The 19464-nt window shown below is 63.6% G+C and carries 17 protein-coding genes and 1 tRNA gene; 11 read left to right on the plus strand and 7 right to left on the minus strand.

The window, feature by feature from the left end; genetic code table 11:
• Positions 1-44 precede the first annotated feature (44 nt).
• A complete protein-coding gene (gene dgoD, locus VSR82_RS27380) occupies positions 45-1193 on the minus strand; it encodes a galactonate dehydratase (protein WP_176121784.1) in 1149 nt (382 codons plus the stop codon).
• 132 nt (positions 1194-1325) lie between these two features.
• On the opposite strand from dgoD, the gene VSR82_RS27385 reads away from it, so the two are divergent.
• Complete coding sequence (locus VSR82_RS27385; protein ID WP_368584071.1) at positions 1326-2039, plus strand: FadR/GntR family transcriptional regulator; 714 nt, start codon at positions 1326-1328, stop codon at positions 2037-2039.
• A 23-nt stretch (positions 2040-2062) separates the two neighbouring features.
• Here VSR82_RS27385 and VSR82_RS27390 read toward each other — a convergent pair whose 3' ends face one another.
• Positions 2063-3601, minus strand: coding sequence for a DHA2 family efflux MFS transporter permease subunit (locus VSR82_RS27390; RefSeq protein ID WP_410848584.1), 1539 nt, complete (start codon positions 3599-3601; stop codon positions 2063-2065).
• 137 nt (positions 3602-3738) lie between these two features.
• Between VSR82_RS27390 and VSR82_RS27395 the strand changes: the two genes are divergently transcribed.
• Complete coding sequence (locus VSR82_RS27395; protein WP_429457974.1) at positions 3739-4182, plus strand: MarR family winged helix-turn-helix transcriptional regulator; 444 nt, start codon at positions 3739-3741, stop codon at positions 4180-4182.
• A gap of 76 nt (positions 4183-4258) precedes the next feature.
• Here VSR82_RS27395 and VSR82_RS27400 read toward each other — a convergent pair whose 3' ends face one another.
• Entirely contained in the window at positions 4259-4594 is a 336-nt protein-coding gene (locus VSR82_RS27400; protein ID WP_176121782.1) for a hypothetical protein, read from the minus strand.
• Positions 4595-5027: 433 nt separating this feature from the next.
• On the opposite strand from VSR82_RS27400, the gene VSR82_RS27405 reads away from it, so the two are divergent.
• On the plus strand, positions 5028-6239 hold the full coding sequence (locus VSR82_RS27405) for an MFS transporter (protein ID WP_429457977.1): 1212 nt from the start codon (positions 5028-5030) through the stop codon (positions 6237-6239).
• Positions 6240-6302: 63 nt separating this feature from the next.
• Here the strand turns inward: VSR82_RS27405 and VSR82_RS27410 are convergent.
• From VSR82_RS27410 to VSR82_RS27425, 4 genes are all read right to left on the minus strand, one after another.
• A tRNA-Met gene (locus tag VSR82_RS27410) sits at positions 6303-6379 on the minus strand.
• Between the two features lie 86 nt (positions 6380-6465).
• A complete protein-coding gene (locus VSR82_RS27415; protein WP_368583988.1) occupies positions 6466-8124 on the minus strand; it encodes an MFS transporter in 1659 nt (552 codons plus the stop codon).
• Between the two features lie 229 nt (positions 8125-8353).
• Positions 8354-9892 carry a sensor histidine kinase gene (locus tag VSR82_RS27420; RefSeq protein WP_368583987.1) on the minus strand — a complete coding sequence of 513 codons (1539 nt, stop codon included), beginning with the start codon at positions 9890-9892 and terminating at the stop codon, positions 8354-8356.
• A 9-nt stretch (positions 9893-9901) separates the two neighbouring features.
• Positions 9902-10702, minus strand: a complete 801-nt coding sequence (locus tag VSR82_RS27425) for a response regulator (protein WP_429457981.1) — start codon at positions 10700-10702, stop codon at positions 9902-9904.
• Positions 10703-10956: 254 nt separating this feature from the next.
• On the opposite strand from VSR82_RS27425, the gene recA reads away from it, so the two are divergent.
• From recA to VSR82_RS27465, 8 genes are all read left to right on the plus strand, one after another.
• Positions 10957-12033, plus strand: coding sequence for a recombinase RecA (gene recA, locus VSR82_RS27430; protein ID WP_368583985.1), 1077 nt, complete (start codon positions 10957-10959; stop codon positions 12031-12033).
• Between the two features lie 7 nt (positions 12034-12040).
• Positions 12041-12808, plus strand: coding sequence for a recombination regulator RecX (gene recX / locus VSR82_RS27435; protein ID WP_429457984.1), 768 nt, complete (start codon positions 12041-12043; stop codon positions 12806-12808).
• 129 nt (positions 12809-12937) lie between these two features.
• Positions 12938-13612: a DUF2889 domain-containing protein gene (locus VSR82_RS27440; RefSeq protein WP_368583983.1), complete on the plus strand. Its 675-nt coding sequence runs from the start codon at positions 12938-12940 to the stop codon at positions 13610-13612.
• Positions 13613-13669: 57 nt separating this feature from the next.
• Positions 13670-14839, plus strand: coding sequence for an ADP-forming succinate--CoA ligase subunit beta (sucC, locus tag VSR82_RS27445; RefSeq protein WP_013090442.1), 1170 nt, complete (start codon positions 13670-13672; stop codon positions 14837-14839).
• Between the two features lie 130 nt (positions 14840-14969).
• Complete coding sequence (sucD, locus tag VSR82_RS27450; protein WP_013090441.1) at positions 14970-15851, plus strand: succinate--CoA ligase subunit alpha; 882 nt, start codon at positions 14970-14972, stop codon at positions 15849-15851.
• 166 nt (positions 15852-16017) lie between these two features.
• A complete protein-coding gene (locus VSR82_RS27455; RefSeq protein ID WP_018437749.1) occupies positions 16018-16722 on the plus strand; it encodes a TerC family protein in 705 nt (234 codons plus the stop codon).
• A gap of 157 nt (positions 16723-16879) precedes the next feature.
• The gene (locus VSR82_RS27460; RefSeq protein ID WP_429457987.1) at positions 16880-17503 is read left to right on the plus strand and encodes a pilin; all 624 of its coding nucleotides are present in this window, start codon (positions 16880-16882) and stop codon (positions 17501-17503) included.
• 167 nt (positions 17504-17670) lie between these two features.
• The gene (locus VSR82_RS27465) at positions 17671-19455 is read left to right on the plus strand and encodes a PglL family O-oligosaccharyltransferase (RefSeq protein ID WP_429457989.1); all 1785 of its coding nucleotides are present in this window, start codon (positions 17671-17673) and stop codon (positions 19453-19455) included.
• Positions 19456-19464 lie beyond the last annotated feature (9 nt).

The following is a 19464-nucleotide window of genomic DNA, read 5'->3' on the forward strand; positions in this document are numbered from 1 at the left end:
CGCGCGTCACGTGGCCGGAACGCGCGGGCGCAATGGCCTACGAATCACCATTCGGCGACGCTGCCGTCCGTGTGACGCCACACCGGATTGCGCCAGCGATGACCGACCTTCGCCATCTCGCGCACCTTCTCTTCGTTCACTTCGATGCCGAGGCCCGGGCCCTGCGGGATCGACACGAAGCCGTCTTCATATTTGAAGACTTCCGGATTCTTGATGTAATCGAGCAGGTCGTTGCCCTGGTTGTAGTGGATGCCGAGGCTCTGTTCCTGGATGAACGCGTTGTAGCTGACCGCGTCGATCTGCAGGCAGGTTGCGAGCGCAATCGGGCCGAGCGGACAATGCAGCGCGAGCGCGACGTCGTAGGCTTCGGCCATCGCGGCGATCTTGCGGCACTCCGTGATGCCGCCCGCGTGCGAGGCATCCGGCTGGATGATGTCGACGTAGCCGCCCGACAGGATGTGCTTGAAGTCCCAGCGCGAATACAGACGCTCGCCGAGCGCGATCGGGGTATTGGTCTGGTTCACGATGTCGCGCAGCGCCTCTGCATTCTCCGACAGCACCGGCTCTTCGATGAACAGCAGCTTGTACGGATCGAGTTCCTTGGCGAGCACCTTCGCCATCGGCTTGTGCACGCGACCGTGGAAGTCCACGCCGATGCCGATGTTCGGCCCGACCGCCTCGCGGACCGCCGCGACGTTGTTGATCACGCCTTGCACCTTGTCGAAGGTGTCGATGATCTGCAGCTCTTCCGAGCCGTTCATCTTGACGGCCTTGAAGCCACGCTCGACCACCGCGCGCGCGTTGTTCGCGACATCGCTCGGGCGGTCGCCGCCGATCCACGAGTACACCTTGATCTTGTCGCGCACCTGGCCGCCGAGCAGCGCATGCACCGGCACGCCGTGATGCTTGCCCTTGATGTCCCAGAGCGCCTGGTCGACGCCGGCGATCGCGCTCATCGTGATCGGACCGCCGCGATAAAAGCCCGCGCGGTACATCACCTGCCAGTGGTCCTCGATCAACAGCGGGTCCTTGCCGATCAGATAGTCGGAGAGTTCCTCGACGGCGGCGGCGACCGTATGCGCGCGGCCTTCCACCACCGGCTCGCCCCAACCGACGATGCCTTCGTCGGTCTCGATCTTGAGGAAGCACCAGCGCGGCGGGACGATGAAGGTTTCGAGCTTGGTGATTTTCATGATGTGAGTCTCCTGACGATCTGCCGGCACGCAAAGAATTTTGGGAGTTCCATGCTACAACAAAAGTGCACTAAAATACTATTAATAGTACTATTTGTCACATAGTGGTGAGATTTGGAATACTCGTCGCCGTTGCGCGACGAGACCACCACCCGCGAGGAGAAAACCATTCCGCACGATCTGCATGGGCGAGTCACCCAACTGCTCGCGACCGCGATTCTGCGCGGCGACTATGCGCCGGAGTCGATCCTGCCTCGCGAAGCCGAGTTGATGGAGACGTTCGGTGTGAGCCGCACGGTGCTGCGCGAGGCGCTGCGCACGCTGACGTCGAAAGGACTGATCGAATCGCGGCCGCGCGTGGGTACACGCGTGCGGGTCAAGTCCGCGTGGAATCTGCTCGATGCCGATCTGCTCGACTGGTATTCGCGCGTCGCCGAGCCGATGGCGTTCGCACTCAAGCTGCAGGAAATGCGCGAGATGATCGAGCCTTACGCGGCCGGCCTCGCGGCCACCGCGTGCACCGATGACACCTTGGGCGCGCTTGCGGCCGCCCATGCCGCGATGGTGGCGGCGCGTAACGTCGATGAATGGGTGCGTGCGGATCTGCAGTTCCATCTGTGCGTGCTGACCGCGTGCAGCAACGAATTGCTGATTCCGCTCGGCGCGCTGATCGAGCGCACGCTCGAGGCACAGTTGCGGCTCAATGCGAAACGCGCCGATGTGTTCAACGCGTCGCTCGCCGAGCACACGGCGGTGTACGACGCGATCCGCGCGCGCGATACCGCGGCGGCGTACGCGGCGATGTCGTCATTGCTCGGCGTGACGCGCGGGCGAATCGAAGGCTGAGGCGGACAGCGCCGAGCTCGATCTCAATCCATCGCCGCATGCGCGGCCGACGCATCCGGCGCCTTATGCGACGGCCGGATCAGCAGCAATAGCGGGATGACCAGCAGCGTCGCCACGAACATCAGCTTGAAGTCGTTCAGATACGCGACCATTGCCGCCTGCTGCGTGATCGACGCGTTCAGTGCCGCGATGTCGTAGCTCGAGCCGCCGTCGAGCATCGACTGCAGCGCCGGATTGAACGCAGTCACGTTCGCGGCGAGGTCCGCGTGCGAGATTTGCGTGTTGCGCGTCATCAGCGTCTGCACGATCGAAATGCCGATACTGCTGCCGATATTGCGCATCAGGCTATAGGTCGCGGTGCCGTCCGCGCGCAGCTCCGGCGACAGCGTCGAGAACGTCAGTGCGGACAGCGGCACGAACACGAGGCCGAGCCCGAAGCCCTGGATCACGCCGGGCCACACGATGTTCGACTCCGACAGCACGATCGTGTAATGCATCATCTGCCACAGCGCGAACGCCGAGATCAGGAAGCCGCAGAGCAATAGAAGCCGCGCGTCGACGCGCCTGAGCAGCCGGCCGGCGATGAGCATCGCGACCATCGTGCCGGCGCCGCTCGGCGCGGTGACGAGGCCGGTGGTCGCGACCGGATAGCCCATCAGGTTCTGCAGCATCGGCGGCAGCAGCGCGCGGGTCGCGTACATCACCGCGCCGATCACGAAGATGAAAAACGTGCCGGTCGCGAAGTTCGGGTCCTTCAGCAACTTGTACTTGAAAAACGAGCGCTCGCCGACCGTCGCCGTGTGGACGAGGAAGAACGCGAAGCTGATCGCCGCGACGAGCGCCTCGATCACGATCTCGGTCGATGAAAACCAGTCGAGCTGCTCGCCGCGATCGAGCATCGCCTGCAACGCTCCGATTGCGAGGCCGAGCGTGACGAAGCCGAACGCGTCGAACTTCACGTCGTGCTTGGGCTCGCGCGTGGGCAGGAAGGTTGCGACGCCGAACAGCGCGAACGCGCCGATCGGCACGTTGATGAAGAACACCCAGCGCCAGTTGTAGCTATCGGTGAGCCAGCCACCGAGCGTCGGCCCGAGAATCGGCCCGACCATCACGCCCATGCCCCATACGGCCATCGCCTGGCCCTGCTTTTCGCGCGGGTTGATGTCGAGCAGGATCGACTGCGACAGCGGCACGAGCGACGCGCCGAAAATCCCTTGCAGCAAACGCGACACGACGATCTGCGACAGCGTCTCGGAGAGACCGCACAACGCCGATGCCACCGTGAAGCCGCCGATTGCAATCAGCAGCAGCCGCTTGACGCTCAGGCGGTCCGCCAGCCAGCCAGTCAGCGGCGTGGCGATCGCGGCGGCGACGATATAGGAAGTCAGCACCCACGTGATCTCGTCCTGCGACGCGGACAGCGTGCCTTGCATATGCGGCAGCGCCACGTTGGCGATCGTGCTGTCGAGCGTCTGGATCAGCGTCGCGAGCATGATCGAGACTGTGATCATCGGCCGGTTGAGCAGCTCAGTGGCGCTCGCCGGCGTGGAGGCGGAAGACATGAAAGGTGGGGAGGGTCGATATCGTAAGCATGCTTAGTATATCGCCAATGCGGGTTTGCGCTATTGGGAGTTGTGCTGAACCTCGAACGCAGGGGGTAAGCACGCTGAAAGCCGAACTGCTTCCGTATAATCCGCGCATGAAAACCCAATTCGAAGAGCGCTTCGGCTTTCTGATCTACGACGTCGGCCGGCTGGCGGGCAAGCGATTCGACGATCACGCGAAGTCGTCGGTCGACCTGACTCGCGCGCAGTGTCGCGTGCTCGCCTATCTCGGCCATTACGGCGAGATCAATCAGGCCCGGCTCGCGGATCTGCTCGAGGTCGCGCCGATCTCGGCGGGCCGGCTGCTCGATCGGATGGAGGAGGGCGGCTGGATCGCGCGGACCGCAAATCCGCAGGATCGCCGCGAGCGCCAGGTGCGCATGACACCGAAGGCCGAGCGCACGCTCGGCAAGGCGCGCAAGGTCGGCGACGAGGTCGCGCTCGAAGCGCTCAATGGTTTCAGCGATGAAGAAGCGGCGCAGTTGATCGCGCTGCTCCAGCGGGTGCGCGGCAACCTGAGCCGGCTGGTGGATCGCTGAAGCGTCGCGGTGTCGGCGAGGCGCTGAAGTCTTTCGCGCGAGCCCGAGCGACGTTGGGCACGCGCTTCAAATCACGTTATTTGGATTCCGACGCTGGCGCGCCGCCGCTCGGCGGTACCAGCTCATAACAGCCCGCGGCCGCCGTTTTCGCTTTTGCTTCCGGTTGCTGCGCATCGATGCATTTGAACGCGCTCTGATCGCGCTGCACGAAGATCGTGTCGGCCGGCCCGTTGTTGACCACGGCGACGATCTTGTAGCCGTCCTGCAGCAGCGTCGCGAGCATGGTCGAACTGGCGCGCCATTGACTGTCGGACGTGCTCGGCGTTTGGGCCTGTGCGGTGAGGGCGGCGGTCGTGCCGGCGAGCGTGAGCGCAGCGGTGGTTGCGGCAAGCGCGACGGTGCGGAACGTCATTTAGGAACCTCCTCGAAGTTGCGACGGAATTGCGGAAGGAAGCCTGCCAGGTTCTGCATTGTGGACGCGCGTTGAACCTCCGGAGAGAACTTGCCAGACTTTCTCGGGGCGCTATTCTCTCAAGAGACGGAGCTGCCAACGAAACCCGCGGCGCTTCACTGCCCATACTCTGCGACGCCATTGCTCATCGTTCGTTCCATCCGGATGCTCGCGTAACGCTCGCTCGCAAGCCACGCTCGCGATGAACGAGCCAGACCCAGCGCTGGGCATTTCCCACAGTGCGACAGCAATTCTTGCGCCGCCATCGGTGACGCGCCGCGGAGGTATCCGACTCAGCGATGCCAGATAAGATGTAGCGGTCGTAGCGAACTGCGCTAGCGCTCGCATGCGTCCGTACCGTTTCTACCGCGTTATTTGATGCCATCCCTATCGAATGCGAAACGAATCGCAAGTCAATGTCGTGCGGCAGATTCCACGCAGCGTGTGGGTTCTAGGATGTGTAAGTCTTTTCATGGACATCTCATCCGAAATCATCCACAGCCTGCTGCCAATGTTTCTCTTGGCGAGCCTTGGCGCCGGGGCCGGCGCGATTGGGCTCATCGAAGGCGTCGCGGAGGCCACGGCTCAAATCGTCAAGGTGTTTTCGGGAACGCTAAGTGACTACCTCGGCAACCGGAAGTGGCTCGCCGTCGCCGGGTATGCGCTCGGCGCGATGAGCAAGCCGCTTTTTGCCATTGCGTCGTCGGTGGGAGTCGTGGTGACGGCGCGCGTCATCGACCGTGTCGGCAAGGGCATTCGTGGTGCGCCTCGCGATGCGCTCATCGCAGATGTCACGCCGCAACACCTTCGTGGCGCGGCCTTCGGCCTGCGCCAGTCGCTCGATACGGTCGGTGCGTTTGTCGGACCACTGCTGGCCGTTCTCATCATGCTGATATGGGCAGACAATTTTCGGCTTGCGTTCTGGCTTGCCGTCATTCCCGGCGTGCTCGCGGTCGCGCTTTTGACGTTCGGTATCACCGAGCCCGAGCACGAGGTTCGCGCGAAGAGAAGCAACCCTGTGAGGTGGCAGAGTCTCAAGGACCTTGGTTTGGACTACTGGTGGGTCGTAGGGATAGGGGCTGTGTTCGCGTTGGCGCGATTCAGCGAGGCTTTCCTGGTGCTTCGTGCGATGGGTAGCGGCGTACCGATTGCGCTCGTTCCGCTGGTCATGGTGGCAATGAATGTCGTCTACGCGCTGTCCGCTTATCCATTCGGGAAACTCGCGGACACGATGCGTCATACGCGGCTGCTGATCGGTGGTCTGATCGTGTTGATCGGCGCCGACCTCGTGCTGGCGCACGGCACCCACTGGGGTGTCGTCGTCGTCGGGGTAGCGCTTTGGGGGCTGCACATGGGGATGACTCAAGGCCTGCTCGCCACGATGGTCGCGCACACGGCGCCGGCGCATCTGCGTGGGACTGCATTTGGTTTCTTCAATCTGCTGAGCGGCATCGTGACGCTGGTTTCGAGCGTTATCGCAGGTCAGCTGTGGGAACGTGTGGGTGCCGCCATGACGTTTTATGCGGGGGCGGCGTTCGGTGTGGTGACCGTCGTGGCGCTTCTCTTTCACCCGACACCGGCCGGATCGCGTAACGACCTGAGTTGACGTGGCAGCGTTGAAAAACAAAAAAGCCGCTGTCCTTGTGGGACAGCGGCTTTTTCTTGAAGCTGGTGGCGAATCAGGGACTCGAACCCCGGACCTGCGGATTATGATTCCGTCGCTCTAACCGACTGAGCTAATTCGCCGAAAGAAGCGAGATTATGCTGGGGCAACCGGAGGCTGTCAACCCCCGGCGCACAACTTTTTCAGGTGGCCCGGACTCGCGGTCCACTCAATCTTTTGCGTAGATATCCGAGTCCTTGGTTTCGCGCACGAACAGCATGCCGATCACGAAGGTGATCACCGCGATGATGATCGGATACCAGAGCCCCGAGTAGATGTTGCCCCGCGCGGCGACGATTGCGAAAGCGGTCGCCGGCAGGAAGCCGCCGAACCAGCCATTGCCGATGTGATACGGCAGCGACATCGACGTATAACGGATGCGCGTCGGGAACATCTCGACCAGCATCGCCGCGATAGGACCGTAGACCATCGTTACGTAGATCACGAGGATCGTCAGGATCACGACGCTCATCGGCCAGTTGATCTGAGCCGGATCGGCCTTCGGCGGGTAGCCGGCGGCCTTCAGCGTCGCGGCGAGCGTCTTCTCGAAGGTCTTGGCTTGCTCCTTCGCGTCGGGGGCGCGGCCGTCGAACGTGTTGACGACCGTATCACCCACGCGGATCTGCGCGATCGTGCCGGCCGGCGCCGCGACGTTGTCGTAGTTCAGGCCGGCTCGCGACAGCGCGCCCTTCGCGATATCGCACGAGGTCACGAACTTAGCCGTGCCCACTGGGTTGAACTGGAACGAGCACTCGCCCGGATCGGCGATCACGACGATCGGCGACTTCGCGGTTGCGGCTTCGAGCGCCGGGTTCGTGTAGTGCGTGAGCGCCTTGAACAGCGGGAAGTACGTCAGCGCGGCGATCAGCAGACCGGCCATGATGATCGGCTTGCGGCCGATGCGATCCGACAGCGAGCCGAAGAACAGGAAGAACGGCGTGCCGATCAGCAGCGCGAGCGCGATCATGATGTTGGCGCTCGTACCGTCGACCTTCAGCGTCTGCGTGAGGAAGAACAGCGTGTAGAACTGGCCCGTGTACCACACGACAGCCTGGCCGGCCGTCAGGCCGAGCAGCGCGAGAATCACGACCTTCAGGTTCTTCCACTGGCCGAACGCTTCGGAGAGCGGCGCCTTCGAGGTCTTGCCCTCGGCCTTGATGCGCTCGAACACCGGCGACTCATGCAGTTGCAGGCGAATCCACACCGACACCGCGAGCAGCAGAATCGACACGACGAACGGGATGCGCCAGCCCCAGGCGCCGAACGCGTCTTCGCCCATGAAAGTACGCACGCCGAGGATCACGAGCAGCGACAGGAACAGGCCGAGCGTCGCGGTGGTCTGGATCCACGCGGTGTAGAAGCCGCGGCGGTTCGCCGGCGCGTGTTCGGCCACGTAGGTCGCGGCGCCGCCGTACTCGCCGCCGAGCGCGAGACCTTGCAGCAGGCGCATCGCGATGAAGATCACCGGCGAAGCGATGCCGATCGCCGCATAGCCGGGCAGGAAGCCGACGAGGAACGTCGACAGACCCATGATGATGATCGTGATCAGGAACGTGTACTTGCGCCCGACCATGTCACCGAGCCGTCCGAATACTACCGCGCCGAACGGCCGCACCGCGAAGCCCGCGGCGAAGCTGAGCAGCGTGAAAATGAACGCCGCGGTCGGATTGACGCCGGAAAAGAAGCTCTTGCTGATGAAGGCCGCAAGCGAACCGGCCAGATAAAAGTCGTACCACTCGAAAACCGTACCCAGCGACGATGCGAAGATCACCCGCTTCTCATCGCGCGTCATCGGCGCGTGCGAGAGTTGCCCGCCAACGGTAGCCATATGTCGTCTCCAATATTGATATACACACGGATCGCCAGCGCAGGCGTCCCCGTGCAACCGATTATTGGAGTGGAAACTTACGGCGTTCTGACTCGACGCCAAAACCTGGGGTAGTCCGGTAAACCGGCGAACAGGCGATCAATTTCGGTCAATGTGCGGCGATATTTGCGCGATCCGCGCTGAAATATCTCAAAAACACGCTGACGATCAAGCTGACAATACGGCCGTGTTAGGGTAAGTCCCGCCCCCGTTCGAGCACCTGCAAGCTGACGCGCACCAGGGTGCCGGCGAGCCGCGGCGATTCCTGGTAGACGTTGTCGTCGATGGCGAGCTCGCCGCCGTGCATCGCCGCGATCTCGCGCACGATCGCGAGACCGAGGCCGCTGCCGTCGCCCTCGCGGCCCAGAATCCGGTAGAAGCGCTCGACCACGCGCGAGCGCTCGCTGGCCGGAATGCCGAGCCCGGTGTCCTCGACTTCCAGATGCACGAGCCGCGCCGGGGCGTCGTGCCGCACGCGCACGGTGATGCGGCCGCCCGCCGGCGTATAGCGGATCGCGTTGTCGATCAGGTTCGACAGCATTTCGCGCAGCATCACCGGATTGCCGGCGACCTCGACCGGCTCGTCGGGCGCTTCGTAGCCGAGGTCCATCTGCTTCGCGAGCGCGGCCTGCACCCATTCGCGCACAGCGCTGCGCGCGAGTTCGCCGAGTTCGACCGGCGTGAAGATCTGCCCCGACCGACGGTTCTCCGCGCGCGCGAGCGCGAGCAGCTGCGTGACGAGCCGCGCGGCGTGCTCGGAGCTCGTCGCGATCTGTTCGAGCGAGCGATGCACCTCGGCCGACGCGTTCTGGCGCAGCGCAAGCTCGGCCTGCGTGCGCAGCCCGGCGAGCGGCGTTTTCATCTGATGCGCGGCGTCGGCGATAAAGCGCTTTTGCAGCTCCATGTTCTGTTCGAGGCGCGTGAGCAGATCGTTGAACGACGTGACGAGCGGCTCGATTTCCGGCGGCGCGCGGCGCGCTTCGAGCGGCGACAGATCGTCCGGCCGCCGCGCGCGGATATGCGCCTGCAGCGCATGCAGCGGCTCGAGCCCGCGCGATAGCCCGAACCACACGAGCAGGATCGCGAGCGGCAGGATCACGAACTGCGGCAGGATCACGCCCTTGATGATGTCGTTGGCGAGCTGGCTGCGCTTGTCGAGCGTTTCGGCGACCTGCACCAGCACGGGCTGCGCGCCCGGCGTCTGCGGAAACTCGACGGTCGTATACGCGACGCGGATGTCGTTGCCGCGCAGCACGTCGTCGCGGAATTCGACGAGGCCCGGTGGCGGGCGGTCCTCCTCGTGCGGCAGCGGCATGTCGCGCTCGCCGGCCACCAGCTCGCCGCGCGTGCCGAGCACCTGGAAGAACACGCTGTCAACGTTGTCGGCGCGCAGGAAGTCGCGCGTCGAGTCGGGCAGCGACAGCTCCGCGACGCCGTTGACCGGATGGATCTGGCGCGCGAGCACATAGGCGTCGGTTTCGAGCGCGCGGTCGAACGGCCCGTTCGCGATCGATTTCGCGACCAGATAGGTGACCGCGAGGCTCATCGGCCACAACAGCAGCAGCGGGGCGAGCATCCAGTCGAGAATCTCGCCGAACAGCGAGCGCGGACGCGCCTCGGCGGCGGCTTCGGTTTCGTCGGGCGGGGCGAACGGGTTGGCGTAGCGCGCGTCGCGCGCCTCGTCGAGGTCCGCCGCGTGCGCCGTGGCGCGATCAGCGCGTGCGGACATCGCTGGCCTCTATTTGTAGTGATGGCTCGCCGGCATCGCGGCGGACGACGGCGCGGGGGAAGGTGGTGCTGCTTGTGCCGCTTGTGCCGTTTGCGCCGTTTGCGGCTCGGAGCCGGCGGCGGGCGTGTTCGCATTCGCGGGCGGCGCCGCTTTTTCGAGGCAGTAGCCGAGCCCGCGCACGGTGATGATGCGCACGCCGCTCGGCTCGATCTTCTTGCGCAGCCGGTGCACGTAGACTTCGATCGCGTTGTTGCTGACTTCCTCGCCCCATTCGCACAGATGGTCGACGAGCTGCTCTTTCGAGACCAGCCGACCGATCCGTTGCAGCAGCACTTCGAGCAGACCGAGCTCGCGCGCGGACAGATCGATCACCTGGTCGTTGACATAGGCGATGCGGCCCACCTGATCGAACGACAGCGAGCCATGCCGCACGACGGTCGGGCCGCCGCCGGCACCGCGCCGCGTCAGCGCGCGCACGCGCGCTTCGAGTTCGTTCAGTGCGAAGGGCTTGGCCATGTAATCGTCGGCGCCGAGGTCGAGGCCTTTGACGCGTTCGTCGACACTGTCTGCGGCGGTCAGGATCAGCACGGGCAGGTTCGAATTGCGCGCGCGCAGGCGGCGCAGCACCTCCAGCCCGGACATGCGCGGCAGGCCCAGATCGAGGATCAATAGGTCGAACGTCTGCATTGACAACGCGGTATCGGCTTCTACGCCGCTTTTGACGTGATCGACCGCATAGGCCGATTGGCGGAGTGATCGAACCAGACCGTCCGCGAGTATGCTGTCGTCTTCGGCAATCAGAATTCGCATGGTGCGCCAGCCTGGCTTTGCCGGCACCGTGGGGCTTGCCCCGGCGCGCAGCGGTCTCCGAACATTATTGTGGGTAGTGGGGGTGACGCGACATTAAAAATGCGCGTTCGCATCATAATCGCGCTTGCCAAAACCACTGTTTTTTTATACAGTGTCTGCGTTTCGTGTGATGTCCTGCAGGCTCCGCTCAATTCGAGTGAAACCACGGGTGCACACCTGCCTCAGACGCCGTTCATCATAGCAAAGGACGATTCATGGAAGAAAGCAAGAAAGGCTCGGCTGGACTGACTGCTGAAAAGAGCAAGGCTCTCGCCGCCGCGCTCGCGCAGATCGAAAAGCAGTTCGGCAAAGGGTCGGTCATGCGGCTCGGCGCAGGTGAGGCAGTCGAAGACATCCAGGTGGTCTCCACCGGATCGCTCGGCCTCGACATCGCACTGGGCGTCGGCGGTTTGCCGCGCGGCCGCGTGGTCGAAATCTACGGTCCGGAATCGTCCGGTAAAACCACGCTGACGCTGCAGGTCATCGCCGAAATGCAGAAGCTCGGTGGCACTGCGGCGTTCATCGACGCGGAACACGCGCTGGACATTCAATATGCGGGCAAGCTCGGCGTGAACGTCGCCGACCTGCTGGTCTCGCAACCGGACACCGGCGAGCAGGCGCTCGAAATCGCCGACGCGCTGGTGCGCTCGGGCTCGATCGACATGATCGTGATCGACTCGGTCGCGGCGCTGGTGCCGAAGGCGGAAATCGAAGGCGAAATGGGCGACTCGCTGCCGGGTCTGCAGGCGCGTCTGATGTCGCAGGCGCTGCGCAAGCTGACCGGCACGATCAAGCGCACGAACTGCCTCGTGATCTTCATCAACCAGATCCGCATGAAGATCGGCGTGATGTTCGGCAACCCGGAAACCACCACGGGCGGTAACGCGCTGAAGTTCTACGCATCGGTGCGTCTGGACATTCGCCGCATCGGTTCGATCAAGAAGAACGACGAAGTGATCGGCAACGAAACACGCGTGAAGGTCGTCAAGAACAAGGTGTCGCCGCCGTTCCGCGAAGCCATCTTCGACATCCTGTACGGTGAGGGCATCTCGCGTCAGGGCGAAATCATCGACCTCGGCGTGCAGGCGAAGATCGTCGACAAGGCTGGCGCATGGTACAGCTACAACGGCGAGCGGATCGGTCAGGGCAAGGACAACGCGCGTGAATTCCTGCGCGAAAATCCGGACATCGCTCGCGAAATCGAAAACCGTATCCGCGAATCGCTGGGCGTCACCGCGATGGCGGACGCCGTGACCGGCGCGGACGCTGAAGTCGCGGGCGAAGAAGAGTAAGCATCACGTGATACGCAAAGGCCGGCCTCTGTCCGGTTCCGACTCCGGACGCTATCCGGACGGCCCGCGCGACACGGCGGATGGATCGCCTGATTCCGGCGATCCATTCGATCCGTTCGAATCGTTCGACGCACATGACCGCGCCGCAGGCCGCGGGCCGCAGCGTACACGGTCCGGATCCCCTGCAGCATCGTCCAGCCCGGATCTCTCCGGACACGATTCCCAATCCCCCTCCGAAGTCACCTACACCCGTTCGCGTCGCCAGGCCGGCGAAGCGAAACCGGGGCAGGCCGACCAAGACGACAGCAGAAAATCACAACGCCCAACCCGTCCGCTGAAAGCGCGCGCGCTCGGCTATCTGTCGCGTCGCGAATATAGCCGCGCCGAACTCGCGCGCAAGCTGAAGCCCTACGTCGAGGAAACCGATTCGCTCGACACGGTGCTTGACTCACTGGAAGCCGAAAACTGGCTATCGGACTCGCGCTTCGCGGAAAGTCTGGTTCACCGGCGCGCAACGCGGCTCGGCACGAGCCGCATTCTCGGCGAACTGAAGCAGCACGCGCTGAACCCAGTGCTGGTCGAAGAGGCGAGTGCGCAATTGCGTGAAACCGAACTCGCGCGCGCTCAGGCGGTCTGGCGCAAGAAGTTCGGCCAGCTGCCGAAAACCCCGGCCGAGCGCGCGAAGCAGGCGCGCTTCCTGGCGTCGCGCGGCTTCTCCGGCGCGACGATCGGCAAAATCCTGAAGGGTATTGACGACATCTGGGACGGCGACTAGCACGTCAGCCCCGACGGCCGGTCGATTGCCGCGCCGTAGCCCGGCGCGAGGCCGTGCGCAATCGGGGCTGTCCCAAATACCCGTTATGCTAAAATCCAGAAGTTTTCCAATCCGGCCTTTCCTTCCCGCATGTCGCTCTCCCCGCCAGTGTCCCGTCAGTTGCGCCATCGTCGCGCAATCAGAGCGGAAGCTTACGAGCGAGCCGATGGCCTGTGGGATGTGGAAGCGTGCCTGACCGACGAAAAGCCTCGAGATGTGGCGCTTCCGTCGGGAATCCGGCCCAATGGTCAGCCGATCCATGAACTCTGGCTTCGCATCACCATCGATCGCAAGCTCAATGTCGTCGACGCCGAGGCGTCGTCCGACTGGGTACCCTATCCAGGGTTATGCCAGGCCAGCAATCCCGCCTACCGTGCCCTCATCGGGCTCAATCTGTTCCACAACTTCCGTCGCGATGCTGCCCGTTTGCTGGCCGGCACGGCCGGTTGCACGCATCTCACCGAGCTGTGCGCGATGCTGCCGACCGCCGCGATCCAGGCGTTCGCCGGCGAAGTCTGGAACACCGATGAAGGCACGCCGGGCGCGAACGCGGGTTCGGGAGACGAATCGTCTAACGGCACAGGCGAGCATTCCAACGACAAACCGCCATTCCAGTTGGGACGCTGCCACGCGCTGCGTTTCGACGGCGAGGCGGTGAAACAGTTTTATCCGCGCTGGTATGGCCACGCACCGCGTCCGGCGGAACGCGCGGCCTCGTCGGACGACGCGGCGACTCGCGCACCAAGCGGCGACGCGCCGGCCTGAACGGCGGCAAAACGGAATCGAAGTTCTATCCAACTCTCAGACTGAAGGGAATCACGCATGAAGATTCACGAGTACCAGGGTAAGGAAATCCTGCGGAAATTCGGCGTCGCGGTACCGCGCGGCAAGCCGGTCTTCTCGGTGGATGATGCGGTCAAGGCCGCGGAAGAGCTCGGCGGCCCGGTGTGGGTCGTCAAGGCTCAGATCCACGCAGGTGGCCGTGGCAAGGGCGGCGGCGTCAAGGTCGCCAAGTCGCTGGAACAGGTTCGCGAGTACTCGAACCAGATCCTCGGCATGCAGCTCGTCACGCACCAGACCGGTCCGGAAGGCCAGAAGGTCAATCGCCTTCTGATCGAAGAAGGCGCTGACATCAAGAAGGAACTGTATGTTGGTCTCGTGATCGATCGCGTTTCGCAGAAGATCGTCGTGATGGCATCGAGCGAAGGCGGCATGGACGTCGAAGAAGTCGCGGAAAAGACGCCTGAGCTGATCCACAAGGTTGCGGTCGATCCGTCGACCGGCCTGAAGGACTCGGAAGCAGACGACCTCGCGAAGAAGATCGGCGTGCCCGACGCTTCGATCCCGCAAGCCCGCGCGATCCTGCAAGGCCTGTACAAAGCATTCTGGGAAACCGACGCATCGCTCGCCGAAATCAACCCGCTGATCCTGACCGGCGACGGCAAGGTCATCGCACTCGACGCGAAGTTCAACTTCGATTCGAACGCGCTGTTCCGTCACCCGGAAATCGTCGCTTACCGCGATCTGGACGAAGAAGATCCGGCTGAAATCGAAGCGTCGAAGTTCGACCTCGCGTACATCTCGCTCGACGGCAACATCGGCTGCCTCGTGAACGGCGCTGGCCTCGCAATGGCAACGATGGACACCATCAAGCTGTTCGGCGGCGAACCGGCGAACTTCCTCGACGTCGGCGGAGGAGCTACGACCGAGAAGGTTACCGAAGCGTTCAAGATCATGCTGAAGAACCCGAACCTGACCGCGATTCTGGTCAACATCTTCGGTGGCATCATGCGCTGCGACGTGATCGCGGAAGGCGTGATCGCGGCGTCGAAGGCCGTGTCGCTGAAGGTGCCGCTCGTGGTCCGCATGAAGGGCACGAACGAAGACCTGGGCAAGAAGATGCTCGCCGAATCCGGCCTGCCGATCATCTCGGCGGACAGCATGGAAGAAGCGGCTCAGAAGGTCGTCGCGGCTGCTTCGGGCAAGGCGTAAGCCACCTGTCTACGGCGCATTTACCAGCTCATTTGCCAAAATGACGAGTGGCGGCGCGCGAGCGACACAGGCGTGAAGCATCGCGCCGCGTGGCGCTACCGCGCGACGCCAAACGAACAGAGGTCAATACATGTCGATTCTGATCAACAAAGACACCAAGGTCATCACGCAGGGCATCACCGGCAAGACCGGTCAGTTCCACACGCGTGCTTGCCGTGAATACGCAAACGGCCGCGAAGCGTACGTCGCGGGCGTGAACCCGAAGCGCGCCGGCGAAGATTTCGAAGGCATCCCCATCTACGCTAGCGTCGCTGAAGCCAAGGCTGAAACGGGCGCAACCGTGTCGGTGATTTACGTTCCGCCGGCAGGCGCTGCTGCGGCAATCTGGGAAGCCGTCGAAGCCGACCTGGATCTCGCAATCTGTATCACGGAAGGCATCCCCGTCCGCGACATGATCGAGATCAAGGACCGTATGCGTCGCGAAAACCGCAAGACGCTGCTGCTCGGACCGAACTGCCCGGGCACGATCACGCCGGACGAACTGAAGATCGGCATCATGCCGGGTCACATCCACCGCAAGGGCCGCATCGGCGTCGTATCGCGTTCGGGCACGCTGACGTATGAAGCAGTCGGCCAGCTGACCGCGATCGGCCTCGGCCAGTCTTCGGCAGTCGGTATCGGCGGCGATCCGATCAACGGTCTGAAGCACATCGACGTGATGAAGATGTTCAACGACGATCCCGATACGGACGCCGTCATCATGATCGGCGAAATCGGCGGTCCGGACGAGGCGAACGCCGCGCACTGGATCAAGGACAACATGAAGAAGCCGGTGGTTGGCTTCATCGCCGGCGTCACGGCGCCTCCGGGCAAGCGCATGGGCCACGCCGGCGCGCTGATCTCGGGCGGTGCGGACACCGCTGAAGCGAAGCTGGAAATCATGGACGCATGCGGTATCAAGGTCACGAAGAACCCGTCGGAAATGGCGCGTCTTCTGAAGGCGATGCTGTAAATCGAATTCGCGTGCCGTGAGCGCGCGATTTTGATACGCTTACGAAGTCCTTTCGTGAGCGAGCGGTCCCGAAAAGCGGGGGAGTGCAGACTCCCCCGCTTTTTTTTCGTCCGCACTTGCGCCGTCGTGCTGTCCGCTCGGTAGATTTTTTCTTATTCTTTTTTCCATGCTCGAATTCTTCACGACGCTCAATTGGGGCGCGGTCTTTCAGATCATCGTCATTGACGTGCTGCTCGGCGGCGATAACGCGGTCGTCATTGCGCTCGCCTGCCGCAACCTGCCGCAGTCGCAACGCATGCGCGGCATCGTGTGGGGAACCGCCGGCGCGATCCTGCTGCGCGTCGTGCTGATCGCATTCGCGGTCGCGCTGCTCGACGTGCCGTTCCTGAAGTTCGCGGGCGGGTTGCTGCTGCTGTGGATCGGCGTGCGCTTGCTCGCGCCCGCGCACGACGTTCACGACAACGTCAAGCCGGCCGACAAGCTGATCTCGGCGGTGAAGACGATCATCATCGCGGATGCGGTAATGAGCGTGGACAACGTAATCGCGATCGCGGGCGCGGCCGAAGCCGCGGAGCACGAGCACCGGTTGGCTCTGGTGATCTTTGGCCTCGTCGTGAGCATTCCGCTGATCGTGTGGGGCAGCCAGCTGATTCTGAAGCTGCTCGATCGCTTTCCGGGCATCGTGCTGTTCGGCGCGGGCCTGCTCGGCTGGATCGCGGGCGGTCTGATGGTCAACGACCCGGCCGGCGACCGTTGGCCGATCCTCGACACGCCCGTCGCGGAATACGGGATGAGCATCGCGGGCGCGCTGTTCGTCGTGATCGTCGGTTATCTGTTGAAGCGCCGTAACGCGAAACGCGCGGCGGTGTGAGCATGGCATCGACGGTGCGCCGCTGCCTAAGCCGTGATGCCGTCCGAATGCAAGCCTGGCCATCCGGCTGACTGTGACGCGCAAGCGTCGCTCGCTACGATGGAAACGCCTGTTCCCGATCCACGGGTCACGCGTTTCTCGTATCAGGAGTCTGCCGATGATCGTTACCCTGCCGTATTCCCCTTACTCTCAATCGACGCAATTTTCGCGTAGGTCGCGCCGCGCACGTTGGCGCGAGAATTGGTTCGCGCGCCTTTGCCGGCGCTGCGGCGTCGGCTTCACGTTGATCGAGCTGATGATCGTGCTGGCGATCGTCGGCGTGATCGCGGCCTATGCGATTCCCGCGTATCAGGACTATCTGGCGCGCAGCCGGGTCGGCGAGGGCTTGTCGCTCGCGGCGTCGGCGCGGCTCGCGGTGGCCGAAAACGCCGCGAGCGGCAACGCATTCAGCGGCGGTTATGCGTCGCCGCCCGCCACCCGCAACGTCGAGTCCATCCAGATCGACGACGACACCGGTCAGATCACGATCAGGTACTCGACGCGCGTCGCGCAGGCCGGCGCGAACACGATAACGCTGGTGCCCTCGGTGCCGGACAACGCCGATGCGCCGAGCGCACGTGTCGCGTTGGCCAAGGACACGGTGCAGACGGGCGCGCTGACGTGGGAATGCTTTGCGAGCGGCAAGAGCGCGTCTTCGTTGCCGGCGCCGGGGTCGGGGCCGATGCCGGGTGAAGCGCCGACGCTCGCGGCGAATCTGGCGCCGCCCGAGTGCCGATCGTAAGGGGCAGATGAACTGAACAAGCCAACGAGACGACGGCCGGGCGCTGACCGGACGACTCGAAGCCACAACGTAAAGGGCTGATTTGCAGCCTATTTCGGCCGAACCGGCGCACAGTGCAACGAAATTTTTGTATAGTGCGCCGGTTGCTGACGCCCACCGTTGATTCGATGCCCACCCCTTTCGCGCGCTACCTGTCTCTCGTACTGCTGGCTCTTGCGTTGATCCTGCCCTACGCGGTTGCCAACCATACGTATCCGATCCCAACCTTCTACTCCGAATTCACCTCGCTCGCGCTGTATCTGCTGACCGGGGCGGCCGTCATGCTGACGGTCGCGACCGCCCGGCCGCGCGTGAGCTTCGCGTCGCCCATGGTCGCGCTCGTGCCCTTGCTGTTCGGCCTCCTGCTGGTGCTGCAAACGTTCGTGCTGCCGGTCGCTGAGCCGTCGATGAACTGGCTCGGCGCGGGCTTCCTGCTCGCTGCGTGGATGGCCGCGCACGTGGGCTATGGCTTCACGCGTGTGAAACTCGACGAGACCGCGTTGCGCTGGGCGGCGGGGGCGTTGATCGTCGGCGGCCTGTTCTCGGTGTTCAGCCAGGTGATCCAGCTGTTTCACCTCGAAACGCGCGTGGCGCCGCTCATCGTCGCGTACAACATCACTGTCGATCGCCGGCCGTTCGGCAACATGGCGCAGGCGAACCACCTCGCGACCTATATCGCGTTCGCGATGGCGGGCGCGCTGTACCTCGTGCAGACGCGCCGCATCGCGCTGCCTATCTGGCTGCTCGTGTCGACGATTTTCTCCGTCGGCCTCGCGCTGACCGTGTCGCGCGGTCCGTGGCTGCAGATGGGGGTGATCGTCGTGGCCGGCTTCTGGATGGCGTTCGCGCAGACTCGCAACGAACCGCAATCGCGTCGTAGCAGCCGTGACTGGCTGGTGCCGATCGCGCTCGCGGTGCTGTTTTTCGTGGTCAATGCGGTGATTCGCTGGGCCAACGTGCGTTTTCACCTCGAACTCGGGCAGTCGGCGGCCGAGCGCTTCCAGGATGCCGGTCAAATCGCGCCGCGCATCGCGCTATTGAAATACGGCTGGACGATGTTCAAGCAGCATCCGCTGCTCGGCGTCGGCTGGGGCGAATTTCCGAGCTATCAGTTCGCGCTCGTCAGGCAATTGGGCGGCGTCGAAATCGCCAACAACTCGCATGACATCTTCGTCGATCTGCTCGCCAAAACCGGTCTTATCGGACTCGGGATCGTGCTCGTGGGTCTCGTCGCGTGGCTCGTGCGTGTCGTGCGTGCGCCGCAAAGCGCCACGCGCGTGTTCGGCATCGCGCTGATCGGCGTGCTGACGATGCATGCGCTCGTCGAGTATCCGCAGCAGTACATGTTCTTCCTGTTGCCTGCGATGTTCGTGTTCGGCTTGCTCGAAACGCGGCCGTTGCGCGCGGTGCCCGCGAAACTGTCGCTCGGCGCGTTCGCGGTCGTGGTATTCGGCGGACTCGCCGCGCTGTATCCGATCTATCGCGACTATGCGCGCGCCGAGGTGCTGTACTACGGTCAGCGTCCAGCCGAACAGTACGCCGCCGATCCTTCGTTCATGTTCGGCGCGTGGGGCGAATACGGTCTGGCGACACTGCAGCCGATGAATCCGCTGAACCTGCAACGCAAGCTCGCGATGCACAAGCAGGCGATCGCACTGTTGCCGGGCGAAACCGTGCTGCGTCGCTACGCGGTGCTACAGGCGCTGACCGGCGATACCGCGGCGGCGCTCGATACGGTCGAACGCTTGCGGATTTTCGCGGAGGAACTGAAGGACTGGCCCGCGCAGCTCGGCTATGTGTACCAGCTCGTCGACGAGCAGAAGTCGCTCGCGGGTTTCAAGGAGCAGTTGGTGAAGCGCTACGGCAGGCCCGCAGCGGATGCGGCACCGGATGACGACAGCGACGAAGATTGATCGGGCCGC

The sequence above is a fragment of the Burkholderia sp. JPY481 genome (genome assembly GCF_038900515.1).
GTDB lineage: Bacteria > Pseudomonadota > Gammaproteobacteria > Burkholderiales > Burkholderiaceae > Paraburkholderia > Paraburkholderia youngii.

What these genes read in the sequence shown, in the direction of transcription:
- dgoD (WP_176121784.1), bottom strand. Translation starts at nt 1,193, where the DNA reads ATGAAAATCACCAAGCTCGAAACCTTCATCGTCCCGCCGCGCTGGTGC.
- VSR82_RS27390 (WP_410848584.1), bottom strand. Translation starts at nt 3,601, where the DNA reads ATGTCTTCCGCCTCCACGCCGGCGAGCGCCACTGAGCTGCTCAACCGG.
- VSR82_RS27395 (WP_429457974.1), top strand. Translation starts at nt 3,739, where the DNA reads ATGAAAACCCAATTCGAAGAGCGCTTCGGCTTTCTGATCTACGACGTC.
- VSR82_RS27400 (WP_176121782.1), bottom strand. Translation starts at nt 4,594, where the DNA reads ATGACGTTCCGCACCGTCGCGCTTGCCGCAACCACCGCTGCGCTCACG.
- VSR82_RS27405 (WP_429457977.1), top strand. Translation starts at nt 5,028, where the DNA reads ATGCGAAACGAATCGCAAGTCAATGTCGTGCGGCAGATTCCACGCAGC.
- VSR82_RS27415 (WP_368583988.1), bottom strand. Translation starts at nt 8,124, where the DNA reads ATGGCTACCGTTGGCGGGCAACTCTCGCACGCGCCGATGACGCGCGAT.
- VSR82_RS27420 (WP_368583987.1), bottom strand. Translation starts at nt 9,892, where the DNA reads ATGTCCGCACGCGCTGATCGCGCCACGGCGCACGCGGCGGACCTCGAC.
- VSR82_RS27425 (WP_429457981.1), bottom strand. Translation starts at nt 10,702, where the DNA reads ATGCGAATTCTGATTGCCGAAGACGACAGCATACTCGCGGACGGTCTG.
- recA (WP_368583985.1), top strand. Translation starts at nt 10,957, where the DNA reads ATGGAAGAAAGCAAGAAAGGCTCGGCTGGACTGACTGCTGAAAAGAGC.
- VSR82_RS27440 (WP_368583983.1), top strand. Translation starts at nt 12,938, where the DNA reads ATGTCGCTCTCCCCGCCAGTGTCCCGTCAGTTGCGCCATCGTCGCGCA.
- sucC (WP_013090442.1), top strand. Translation starts at nt 13,670, where the DNA reads ATGAAGATTCACGAGTACCAGGGTAAGGAAATCCTGCGGAAATTCGGC.
- sucD (WP_013090441.1), top strand. Translation starts at nt 14,970, where the DNA reads ATGTCGATTCTGATCAACAAAGACACCAAGGTCATCACGCAGGGCATC.
- VSR82_RS27455 (WP_018437749.1), top strand. Translation starts at nt 16,018, where the DNA reads ATGCTCGAATTCTTCACGACGCTCAATTGGGGCGCGGTCTTTCAGATC.
- VSR82_RS27460 (WP_429457987.1), top strand. Translation starts at nt 16,880, where the DNA reads ATGATCGTTACCCTGCCGTATTCCCCTTACTCTCAATCGACGCAATTT.
- VSR82_RS27465 (WP_429457989.1), top strand. Translation starts at nt 17,671, where the DNA reads ATGCCCACCCCTTTCGCGCGCTACCTGTCTCTCGTACTGCTGGCTCTT.